The sequence below is a fragment of the Candidatus Hartigia pinicola genome, assembly GCA_020541205.1.
Classification (GTDB): Bacteria; Pseudomonadota; Gammaproteobacteria; order Enterobacterales; family Enterobacteriaceae; genus Hartigia; species Hartigia pinicola.
On the sequence record CP048208.1, the window covers coordinates 817,166 to 831,202 of the forward strand.

Annotated in this window: 2 protein-coding genes and 1 tRNA gene; 1 reads left to right on the forward strand and 2 read right to left on the reverse strand. The window is 24.1% G+C overall.

All coding sequences use genetic code 11. The features are described 5' to 3' along the window. Nucleotides 1-66 precede the first annotated feature (66 nt). On the reverse strand, nucleotides 67-1,026 hold the full coding sequence (gene accA, locus GFV14_RS01585; protein WP_457914591.1) for an acetyl-CoA carboxylase carboxyl transferase subunit alpha: 960 nt from the start codon (nucleotides 1,024-1,026) through the stop codon (nucleotides 67-69). Nucleotides 1,027-3,153: 2,127 nt separating this feature from the next. On the opposite strand from accA, the gene dapB reads away from it, so the two are divergent. Next, on the forward strand, nucleotides 3,154-3,975 hold the full coding sequence (gene dapB, locus GFV14_RS01590) for a 4-hydroxy-tetrahydrodipicolinate reductase (protein WP_457914592.1): 822 nt from the start codon (nucleotides 3,154-3,156) through the stop codon (nucleotides 3,973-3,975). 6,533 nt (nucleotides 3,976-10,508) lie between these two features. On the opposite strand, the gene GFV14_RS01595 is transcribed toward dapB, so the two are convergent. Then, nucleotides 10,509-10,581: transfer RNA gene (locus GFV14_RS01595), tRNA-Phe, on the reverse strand. Nucleotides 10,582-14,037: the final 3,456 nt, after the last annotated feature.

The following is a 14,037-nucleotide window of genomic DNA, read 5'->3' on the forward strand; positions in this document are numbered from 1 at the left end:
TCTAAATAAAAACGTACTAGAGTTATGTAAACCTATAGTATATATTATAAAACTTGTATTAAGCTCTTAGCAATAACCAAATGCCATAATTTTTTGGTAACGTTCATTCAGCAATGTTTCAATATTAAGTTTTGTTAGTACCATTAGATCTATAAGCAGTTGGTGTTTTAAATTTTCAGCCATCAAGCAATAATCGCGATGTGCGCCGCCAAGTGGTTCAGGGATAATTGTGTCAATGATACCTAATTTTTTAAGTCTTGGTGCTGTAATTCCCATGACTTCCGCAGCAGCTTGAGCTTTTTGAGCGTCTTTCCAAAGAATAGAGGCACAGCCTTCTGGTGAAATCGCTGCATATATACTGTATTCTAGCATATTAATACGATCACCTATTCCTATAGCTAAGGCACCACCAGAACAGCCTTCTCCAGTTATAACACAAATTATTACAGTTTTTAAACGAGACATTTCCATAATGTTTCGAGCTATTGCTTCTGCTTGCCCTCTCTCTTCGGCGCCAATGCCTGGATAAGCTCCTGCAGAATCAATAAAGATTACAACGGGTAAATGAAAGCGTTCAGCCATTTTCATTAATCGCAATGCTTTTCGATAGCCTTCAGGTGATGGCATCCCAAAATTACGTATAACTTTTTCTTTTGTAGTTCTACCTTTTTGGTGTCCTATTACCATTACAGGTATATTATTTAAACGTGCTAACCCGCCGACAATGGCTTTATCGTCAGAAAATGCTCGATCACCTGCTAATTCTTGGAATTCATTAAAGATTAAAGAAATATAATCAAGTGTATAAGGTCTCACCGGATGTCTTGAAAGTTGAACAATTTCCCATGCACCAAGTTGAGAAAAAATATTTTTTGTTAATGACATGCATTTTTTTTCAAGTAATTTAATTTCTTCATCAAGATGAATATCAAAAAAATGATCATGTTTTTTTAAAGCTAGCAAAGCTTCAATTTTTTCGTTAAGTTCAACTATGGGCTTTTCAAATGCAAGAAAATGATTAGACATATATCCTTTAAAATCAACTAGTATAGTAATTGAATAAGTTTAATGAAAATTAAAACAGATTCCTGTGAATAAAATAGCATTGATAGTTATCAATAATAAAATAATAATATAATAAAGTTTCCGTTTATTTATGTTGAGTGATTTTTTAAATATATTGTTATAATTCTTTAAACTTTCATATCAAGATAGTTTTTTTTAAAAGAATTAGCAATATTTATGATATTATTTTTAGCATTATTAAACTATTTTATTTGATTTTAATTTAATGAAGTTGATAATAAATTAAATTTAATAAAACGTGAAAACTGCTTTATAGTAAAGTCTTGACTTAATTTTATGAATAAAAAATATATGTTCTTTATCTAAAGAGTAATCATAAAATTGTCTATATTCTATCATAATCAATGTGTTAAAGATTTTATAAGCAATTCGTATTACTTATGTATAATAATACAATAACGAGATTAATCAACTAGAACATGTACTCAACTCAGAAAAGTAACTTGATCTATCATCAACATAATAATTTTCTGAAATTAATTTCATCTAGTTCTTTAACTCATTACAGATAAAATCCTACTATTTGTTAAACGCTTTCTTTTTTTGTAATATAGAAAAATATTCTGAGAACCAGAGAATATTAATATGTTCTCTTTTGATACAAAATAGATAGTCTCATTGAAATTGTTTTTCAGTGAATTTTTATGCAGATTACGTTGTTTTATTACCTAATCTTTTATTTAAATGAGATGAGTAATAATCTATCAAGTTTTATTATTTTTAATATAACGTTGATTTATATATTAAAAATTAAAACAGTAAAATTTTATACATCAAATTTAAATTATTTTTATGAATTATAAAAATTATTCAGCTTTAATATTAGTGATGGACTTATAAGTAGTTAATATTCTGATTTAATAATTATCTTCTATGACTGTACTAAATTAATACATTCAACGCATATAATCCGTATTCTCAATCGTAGTTAATATGGAACATTACTTTATTATTGATTTCATCAAATACGTTTTTTATTTTAAAGAGAATAATAAAATTATTATACATTGTATGATAATTTCTTTTTAAGAATGTGTTTTATGACATGTTATAAGGTTTTTCGAATATAGTTCATTCCTGCTTCTCTCAATCAATTCATTACTAGCATTTTGTCTGGAAAGTTATGGGGGTTCCGCTTCATAAAAATTATTTTTATTTTTTTATAGTTTTATTTTAGTATGTCATTATTTATAAAATATGAAAATTATATTCAACATTAGCTATAGAAATAATAATTTTTAATTGTCATTATTTTGTTTTTCATATTTATAATGACAACTCTATTAACAATAAACTAGAATAAGTTTATAAAATAAACTGATTTTTATGTCTTGAATATTAATTTTCAACAAGGTATTAGTAGATAAAAGTATTTTATATGATTGTAAAATATTACAAATCAGTTTAATATATTTATTATTTTTGCATGATAATTGATTGATATTGCAAGTAGTATTATTTAAAATAAATATATCATTTTAAGATATAATTATTATGTTAGTACAGATAGGTTGTATTGAATAATTGTTATATATAATCAATATTTACAGAAAATATCTACTTCATATTTACCTAAATTTTGCAGTAAGAACAATATAAAATTCATGCTATATTTAGTATGATTTCTAGACGTTAGTTTGTTTAATATATATAATTATATTATGTTAAAATATTATTAAATAATAGATACCTATAAAAGATGCATAAACGCTTCACTTAATAATATAAATCTAATATTTATTTTATTTTATTTTATTTTTTATAGAAATTTTTAAAGAAGATCTAAGTATAATCGTATTTTTTTGAAGTAAAAATAAGACGAAACTAGTATCTATAATTTATTTTTATATACTAATATAAATTAGTATCATATTTTAATGATGTTAGTAATAGTTTTAGCTAGGATTTTATTATTTAATTTTTTAATAATGTGAAATTAGATACATTAGAGTTTAAAAAGGGTAATGTAGTGATAGGAAATAGTGTTTCACAGGAAAAATGTTTTGAAAGTTTTAAATAGTTTATTCATTTTTCATGCATTCAAGAATATGGTTAAAAGGTTATTAAATGGCAGATTTAATTATACGTATTGCAATTGTCGGTGCTAGTGGACGAATGGGACGTCAACTTATTCAAGCAACACAAAAAGCAGCAGGGATTCAATTAGGCGCAGTAATTGAGCGTCAATGTTCTTCTTTGGTTGGGATTGATGTAGGAGAACTCATTAATATTGGTCGTATTGGTGTTATTATTGTTGACTCTTTTGAGAAAGTTGTGAATGATTTTGATGTAATGATTGATTTTACGCGTCCTGAGGGTACCTTAAAATGTTTGAGGTTTTGTCAAACTAATAAAAAAGCCATGGTTATTGGTACTACGGGGTTTGATCAGAAAGGAAAACAAGCAATTATAGATGCTTCTAAATCAATTCCAATTATTTTTTCTGAAAACTTTAGTGTTGGAATGAACGTTGTACTCAAACTACTCGCAAAAGCCGCTAAAGTAATAGGAAATAGTACTGATATTGAAATTATTGAAGTTCATCATCGTGATAAAGTGGATGCACCGTCAGGAACTGCACTTGCAATGGGAGAATCTATCGCTGATGCTCTAGGCAAAGATCTGAAGAGTTGCTCGGTACGCATACGCCAGAGTTATACACAAAAACGCACACTTGGTACAATTAGATTTTCTGCTATACGAGCTGGAGATATTATTGGTGATCATACTGTGATGTTTGCGGGTATTGGTGAACGAATAGAGATAAGCCACAAAGCATCTACTCGGATAATCTTTGCAAATGGGGCTATTCAAGCATCTGCTTGGGTAGTCGCTAAAAAATCTGGATTATATAACATGAAAGATGTTTTAAATTTAGATAGCATCTAATATGTGTAATAAAAATTAGCATGTATTAAGTATTTTGTTAACTCTTAGTTAATAAATGGTTTTCTATTAAACAACTTTGTTTTATCTCATTTTTTTATAAATGAATATAATTCATTTTATTAAAATGATTTCTTTATCGTTGATCATCTCTTCGATAGTGGTAATTTTTATAAAATAAGACTAGATATCAAAGAAGTTAAATAAAATCATACATGTGCTTTTATCGAGATATAGTAGATATAATGATTAGATTATTTTTCATTTTAGACAATTACGTTAAAATACATTTTACTGATTTAGCTCAGTGCATCTGAATTAATGTGAATTAATTATTATTAATCACTTTTTTATTTTTTGTGAGTAAGACAGCTATATTCATTCGTAAAGACAGGAAATATTATTCTATAGATGCACTATATAGATAAAGAGTGTGTTATTTTACAAAATGATCTTGAATACATGAATCATCAGATCTTAAGAAATGATTATTAACTTTTCTAATATTCTTTTATTATTATTTTATTAATTCTTATATTGATCGTACTGCAACTCATGTTAATGATGAAGAATTTTTAGTAGTTTATATTTACATTGTATTATTCCTCATTTATTATTTTCGGGAGTGTCGCGCTTAGGTAGGCATAATAATTCACCTTACTATCTGTCAGGTGATATTTTGTGTTAACATACTGGCACTGGTACACCTAAGATGATGTAGTTGTTGAAAGATAAATAAGTGTAAAACGTTTCTGTTGTTACGGGGTAATATAAATATAGTAATAATATTAAAATATTATCTAAATTCTTTAGTATAATCTATTTAGATTTTTTAAAATCAGAATTTAATAAAAGAAACTTGTCTCTAGACTTAAAATATTATTGATACTGAACACTGGAGGTAAGAAGTATCAAAATAATTATAAATGATTGTTGCATATTGTGCTTTATAGCTGCGGTAAAAACATCATATATAACATATGCTAAGTGACTTAAAATTGTCGGTTGTAGTATTGGTCTAAGACTAATACTAGTAAACGTGTTCTCATAATAAATAAGATTGTATTTTTATATTAAAATCTTAAGTAACTCTTCACTTTATAATTATTTAGGTAAAAAAATTATTGATTTTTAAAAGAATACTTTTATTTTTATGATTTATTTCATTTATTAATTTCTTAATATTTTAAGTGTATAAATGATGCGTACTTAATTAAGTTGAATTGAGTCAATATTGTAAATCTTATTTAATGAAAAATTTAATGTAAGATTTTTTTATGAAAATATCATAAGAATACAATTATAGTATAAACAAACTTAAATTATTTAATAAATCTACAAAATTATATCATGCATTGTTTAATCATTTATTTTATATTATAAATTAATATCGTCATAACTATTCTTAATATAATATCAAATAATTTACAGAACAAGACAAAGCATAAAAAACTAAAAATATTTATTATAGATTCTGGATTGATTTGATTAGGTAAGCTTCTTAGTTTAAATATATATTTATTAATATGTAAAGAAATTGAGTAAAAAAGTTACTGTATTATTCTCATTAATTACCATTTTGTAATCATTATAGTTACTTGAGAAAAAATTAATACTATATACATTGAGTTGATTGATTTTTAATTTATATATAAAATTATATAAGAGATTCTATATTTTATTTTATTTATAATTAGTGTATTTAATTACATAATTCATAAAAGAGAAATTGTTAACGTTTAGATAACATTATTACAAACATTTTCAATATAGATATTTGTTTGATTAAAAATTATATATAATATTTAAAATTTTATATGAATAATCATGATGTTATTTTTTAGATTATTAATTTTTATTTGTAATTAGCCTAATTATTTTATATAGTTTAAAATTTGTGTATGTGCATAAAATAATACATATATAGTCTTAATATCTGATTCATTAATCAGTTATTTTTTATTAGTTCAAGATTAGATGGAAAGTTCATGATATGAAAAGGTTTATAATATAAGAATTTTGATATCGTATATCAATTAAATACATGATACTGCGCGTATCTTATATAAAGCGCTCTACTATTGAAAAACCAGAACTAGAATTAATTAATAAAATTCAATTATACGTGACATCTAGAAGATTCTTTTGTTAGAAAAAAATTAAAATAGAACTATAATCTTTTATTTTTTATTACTTGAATAATTCTTGATTGATTATTATAAAAATTAATTTAATATGTTTCGTTACTCTAAATTAAAGGTACAGGCGTGTGTCCTTTAAAAAGATTCAGTTCAGATAGCGATTAGTTATATTCTAGACAGAAAGATGAATAGCATTATTATTAATCATCCATCTAGACTATTGCATCATTAATCATTGATGTTATAACAAAAATACTGTGTGTCAACTTTATTATTTCTAGCATAACTAACTATCTAAACTAAATTAGTTAGTAGACGCATCACTAATTCTGTTATCCAAACAAATGTTATTGAATTTTATTTACTGTACGAGGTATAAGAAAAGAAATGTGTTAGGTCTAACTATTATGATTAACTTGATAAGATTCTCACTTCTAAAAGAATCCATTGTGTTGGTGCGATAGTTAATCAGGTAATTAAGGTGAGGGTTTATATACTTAGGTTGTCAAGAATCAATACTAGTGACTCATAAGTAATAATATATTTAGAGTAATATTTTATATTAGTATCGTTTCTTGTATTTTATTACTGATAAAATGGTTAATTTAAATTTCATTTTATTGATAAAACTTTTTTACTTGTAGTGTTGTCAATTATTAATTGAGACTAATCTCTTACTCTGTAGTTATTTGTCTTGTGACTGTTATCAACATAATCTGGGAAGATTTTATTTATAGTTTTAGCATCACTTTAGCTATATAGTTGATATTATATAGCTTGTGTAGTGTTTAAGATCTGGTAAATAGACTATAAGATTGAAAATCTAGCAGTATAGGTTAAGAGTGCGAGATTTTGTTGATGAAACAATGCTTTCATTTGAAAAGGTTAGTACTATCCTACATAGTAGAGGAATTATTATTAATAAATAAAGAATTATCATATCTAAAGCTAATAATAATTATCTTTACATTGATGATTCATCTTATAGATGTTAAAATTAATATATGTTAGAACTTGTAAAAATTGAAATAATTCAATAACGCTATTATTAGTTGAATAATACTCGTGTAGACATTGTTCTTTTGAGTCAGTGGTGTGAAATGGTTTTAGTGTGTATTTTAGCTAATATTAGATCATTAACATTTTCGAGTTAAGTTTTGAAGTGATGCTGTTGAGCAAGTTTATGCTCATGATGACTTTGTTAAGTAAAAATAAGGAATTGATGTTGATGATAGTATTTTAAAGTAAAAATCTTATCTGTTGTAAAGATTAACTAAAGGTGATAACTGTCCTGTATATCTAGAAATTTTTAGATGGCTGATATAAGTTTAGGCAGCACCCAATAATACAAAATCAAAAAAAAGAATTGAAACCATTAAATTTTATTTAGCAATATTTTAGAGAAATACGCATATTAGGATATTTACGGTTCGTTAAGAATATAATTACTAGATATTTATCCTTTATTAAATATCGTAACATTTTTCCGATGATTTTGTTATATTAGAATACTCTTCAGAGATTAGGGGTGAACTATACTAATGTTAATAAATATAGCTTCTTATTATTAGTAAGAAGTGAGGATAATGACTCTATACTTAGTATAGAGTGCTGCTAATCTTACTTGCTAGTATATCTGTATTTATAAATTTTATACTATTAGTTGTGGTTGTATTTTAAAAATCTATGTTTATATTTATCTTTCCTTGAGTCATTAATAGTTTTTCTGATTATATACTAGATCTGCTAGAGCATCATATTTAAATAACAGTAGAGAAAGTATATTTTAAAATTCAGTTGACATAAGTTAATATATTGGAATATAAAGTATTTTAAGATCATCTCAATTGAACTGCTTCACATAAATGAATCCTAAGGAATTTTGTGATAGGACAGCGAAATCTAGATCAGCTCGTATGAAATAATTGTGTAATAATTTTATACGTATAAAGAGCTTATTGACAGCGCTTAAAATTTTATGTAGTTTTATATCAAAAAGCTGTAAATAACTACTTTACTGTTATGACTAATTCACATGATTATTATGCTTGACATATAAAGTTGTTATTATTATCCTCATTATCCTGAATTTTGCATTTGATATTAAGTTTCATATAAATGTTTTAGTACTTTTTATTAATACACTACCTTGAAAGTTAATTGTTTTTTATATTATTATATCTCTGGTTAAGAGTGTAGAAATATATTGCGTATAAGAAGTTTACTTATTTCACTATAATATCTTTCTGTTTATATAATTGTATAGTAATTGTTAGTGTCAAAATTAATATTGCGAGACTCAACTATTATTACATAAAGTTTGAGTAATATTAAAAAAATAAAATAATTAGAGTTGATCGTGAGTTATTCAGTGACACAATAGAGGATTTATTGATCTTTCAAAAGATCTTAATAAATATTAAATTATCTATTGTTATTATAATTAATAAATATAGCAATTCGTTTACTAAATATTAGTCCATGAGTTATTACTGTTTTGTATATTTCATTGAATTATCTCAATTTATCTGGTATTTACATGTTTTAATTATAACAGGTAAAATACGAGTATCTATATCATTTTTGCATTTATAGCGCTCATGTAAGGTATTATAGTAAAATAAATACTGCAGTTTTATTTGATGATATTTTTGTGTAACGAGCGTTGATTTTTATTCTAATATTGACATGTAATCTTTACTCATGACTAGTATACGATCTTGTTTGTGAATCTTTACTTTTTTTTCGGGTGGATAATTACTCTACGATTTAACTTTCGTTAACACTTGAAAAGTTTTATCTCTTAAGTTTTTTATGTATTGCGATTTGAATATTTAGCATCAAATTGAAGTACGCAAGATGTTAGCGACATCGTCAGATTTATTTTTATACAAATCTGAATAGTGCAAACTAAGATTTCTTAAATATTAATTTATATTGTAATTATTAAGACTAATAAATCACAAAATTTATAGGTCTTTCCATAATCGATATAAAGATTACAACTTTTTTATGCTGATGTTATCTACTGAGATAGATCAGATACTTGCGCTTTAATTTCTTCATTTAACATAATATAGCGTGCTTAAGTTTTAAAGATTAAAATATTTCTAGTAAGTGTAGAATTACAAAATAATCAAGGAAATTCTGTGTTAAGCAATATTATTTATCGTTAGATGCAGTGCTAATATTAAGCTATCTCTTTTCTAGAGATACTAGAAATTGTATTGAAAACTATCTATATCTTCCATTATATCTATAATTTAATGAGCTTTATTATTTACAGCACTATCAAAATAAATAAATAGAGTACATAGATAAATCACTTCTTAAAAACAGTTTTTAGTCATAGTTATATGAAAGATGGAGGATTTGTCAGATCATTGTATTATACAAAAGAGTTACAATAATATGTTCAACTTTGATATTTATAATATTCTATTATAATAATAAAGATAAATAGATTGTTTTTCCAGAACAACATCAGTCAAATAGTTAATTTTATATTAGCTGCAATGATATGTGAGTATTTACGCATCAGTTAATTTGAAATGTATTAAATGGTAAACTTATAGGAATATTTAAAATATTATTCTTACTTGTTAATAAGATGGTTAGAAAACAATTACTTGGTATTGATTTTATACTGATATGTTGTTAATGTATTATATATTACATTAATTGAGAGAACATATTAAGTTTATTGAGAAAATATTAAGTTCTTGTCAAGAAAGAACAAAAAATAGTTTTAGGTACATAGTGTATCAGTAGTTTTTACTGAACTCTTGATTTAACAGAGTTAAATGATGTCAAGTCATTATTTAGAGAACCTGTAAAAACTAAACTAAGATTGTTATTCTAAGATTTTTTTTAGATATATTATTGTTGTTAGTGAGGCATATTTTACATATGTTAGTGACACCAACACAGTACTTTTTTCTATTAGTCATTACTGTATTCACGTTGTATATACTGATTAAGATTTCTGTAAAAATCATGGCTTTTATTATATCTTCAAGTATAATCAATACGTCATCCATGCAAAGCTAAATCAGTACATGAACTTCATTTAGTTTTTACGAAACGATATTGTATATGCATTTAAGTTATGAGTGAGACTTTAGTAAATCACACTATATGAAAAACACTAAATGCAATATTCCTAAAGTTTATATCAAATTTAACGTATAGACTTGTAGCGTTTATTAGAATTATATTGAACTTATTCACATAGAATAAAGACGAATATTTTTATTAAAATGAGTGAGCACTGAACTTTTGAGTTAAGTATAATTTTAATTAAAATGAATTGAGTTTATAAATATTAAAATTTTTTTATTTTAGAAAATATTATAAAATCAACTCTTAGTTGAGATTTATTAAAAAATAATTTTGTGCCCGGACTCGGAATTGAACCAAGGACACAGGGATTTTCAGTCCCCTGCTCTACCGACTGAGCTATCCGGGCAGTAGATATATTACAACATAATTTCATTATGAGAGTCAAGATTGATGCGAATAAATTTCAATTAAATAGTTTCAATATGTATAGCTAAGAGCTAATTAAATTAGATAAAACCTCAACTTGTCATGGTTTTATCTAAACTGCGCATGTTTAAATATAAATAATACTTAATATTATGTAAATTCATCCAGAACCTATTCGATATTTTTTATAGAAAGACGATTAACGCTACGTTAATACACTCAAAGTGAATGTTTAAATACTTCTTAGTATTCTGATATATATAGAGACATATTTTCAGGTATATTTATGCACGTTCACTAAGAGTTTAAACATTCTGGATAAAATTGAATTTATGGTTGCGTTGCATTTTGTAATATTAATGCAAGAGTATAGATTATATAATATGTTATATGTAAAATATTTTATTTTTATAAACGGTATAATAATCGTGTTCATCAGTTTCATCTGAGCTTGATCTATACTTTTAAGGTTTTTTCTATCAGTAATCAGAAAACGTGTTCTGTTGGTATTTTAATCACTGCTGCAATAGTGATTTGAAAATTTTTTAATCCTGTTCAAATAACTTTTATCTTTATTGCTTATACTTTTTAAAGTGTATAATAGTTATATACGATAATTTTATTGATAAATATACTCTGGAATATCGTACTAGGTATGGTGACTGATTACAAGAATATCAAAAGACAGTGAAAAATAATTATACATATTGATTTTCTAAAATTATGTGTATTCTATGTGATTAGAAAATAATGTGATGTATTGAAATTTTTTCGATTAATGTTAGTAGTGTATCCTTCTCATTTTGAGAATGATATATAAAAATCATTATATTTACAAAAGATTTTGAACAGCTTTTAAGATATTTATATCTAGCTATATGTGTAATATAATTGCCGAGATTTAAAGGTTTTTTACAGTATAAATATTAAAAGTTTTATCGCTCATTATGAATATACGTTCTTGATGCATGGGTTATTTCATGTTAAACATTTTAAATACTCAATAATAGATTACCTTTTCTTTTAAATATAAAGAAATGTAGTTTTAATTTTAGCTGTTTGTTAAATGGGTTGATTATTTTGTTTAATCACAAAACTTAAGATATTTTGTTTTTACGTATTGTTATGGAAATAAAAATTTCTATTATCGTAATCATTAGGAGTATTAAATGACTTAAAGTCGTAAAATAATGCTATATATGCAATATCTATTATAGATATTAGCTTGTTAGTTAGTATTTAACTATATATTTTAATCTTCTAAAAGAGTTTTACATATAATATTCATTAAAAATTTTTTAACTTGAACAATTATGTATACGTAATTTCTTTATATCATTAATTATGATAAGTGATTGATAGATAAAAATATTAGATAAAAGAGGTAAATTTTAATTTATTATTTAATCTATTATATGAACTTTTTGAAAAGTGATGTTTATCATCTATTATGAATATTATGATAAATAATAATTAAAATGATACATAACTAGATGTTTAAATATCAACATGTCTATACGTTAAAATTTCTTTACGTTTATAGTTAGTAATACAATTATCATCCTTGATAATTAAGTGCACTGAAAGTAAGTTAATATACTGTATTAATAACTTATTGATTTAATATTAATGTTATTATTTTTTTAAGTTCAATGTTCATTCATATGTCAGTATATATACTGAAAATAAGCACACATTTTTGTGTTTTGATGATTGTAATATTATTTTATGAAAATAAATCAGGTAACTTATAACAGAATGAATCGGTGAATATGTTAGTCTATATTCTGATTATAAAACAAAGTGATCAGATGAAAAGATTACAATATTAATTTCATTGTCAGTACTAAAAATCATAATTCATGACTGTACTTATCGTTAAGTAAATTACTTACGTCATATGGCTAATGATAAATTATTTTTGAAGATCTTTAGATGTATTCATGAGCTATCCTTAGTGAATGATGATGACTTACGTAAAGAATGTAGTATGAGATTTCTAATGTTGAGTGAGAAAGAGATTGAACGTTAGTTAAGCATTTTTCTTAGAATTGAAAATACTAATTTCATCACTTATTTTCAGAGTAATATCAAATAATAGCAATTGATATTTTGAATTTATTAGAGCTATTGGATCAGAAAAAATTTTTTTAATATTGTAATCAGCATACATAAAAATGTGATAAAATATTTAGAGATCAATAATATGTTTATATTTTAAGCATCATAAGTATATCCGTTTTCTATAATAGTCAAATACAGTCTTTTGATTTATTTAATGCAGTTTGTCTGTCTTTTTAAGATCTATTTTATCTTAAAATTTATTTAACATCTTGTCTTACGTAATAGCTAGATAATTAACGTTTAAGTTCCAGATTGAAAGTAAAAATTTAAAGACTTTTAATATTTTTATATATACAGAAATTTTTTTGCTCATTTGCTATATTTGACAAGTGAACGTTTTTAGATAACATTATACTCCATAAAGTCTATTTAATTTTTTATTTTTAAAAGATTTTGTGTAGTATATGATTTATTTTTCATCCTTTATAAAATCGCTATTTTAATAGGTTTTTAATAGAAGTCAGTAATATTGTACAGGTTAGACATTATGACAATGTTTTTATTTATAAATTTAACTATTGTAAATGTAATTACATGAGTTATAAAATTTTAGTATTTAGGATAATCTATACTGTCATGTGTAAACTTTTATAAGCATTATAGTGTTATAAACTGTATTTATATTTTAATGTTTTTATAAATAATCATAAGTGTCATGTGAATTTTTTGACTATTTTGATCGTGACTTTGTTAACAATACTTTAAAGACTATTTTTAGAAGATTTAATTATATTTTAAGGTTATACTGTTCTAAAGTGTATGATCATCATATCCTCTTCTCTTGCTATAAAAATCTCTCTCACACATATACCACTAGTAACTGTTATAAGAAGATATAGGAGTAAACAAAGAATTCATATATATCCATGTCTTAAAGTTATATTTACATTTTAGATGTTAAGTATGAAGGAAATATAATATATCATCACAAAAACTGTAGTCATATGTTGTAAATAATTGATTACTCATAATACTGAAACAGTATCTATGAAGTACTATCATATCATTGATATTTCATTAGTGATGTCAAGAAAATAATAATTATTTATATATAAATCAGTTAATTAAGTTTAATATTTTTTTAAAAATACTAAACAAATTGCTTAATTCCGTATTTTTAAACGAAAATTATATCTTAATAAAGATATATACATGATGCGAAAATATCAGTGGAATTATCGTCCCTGCACTTAAAATACGTTAAGAATTACTTTTATAAAAATAATGTATTCTAAAGAATATCATATATAAAACTCTGTTGTGTTCTGTTTCGCTGAAAATAAAAACCTGTGCAAGTTTGACAGGTTTTTAT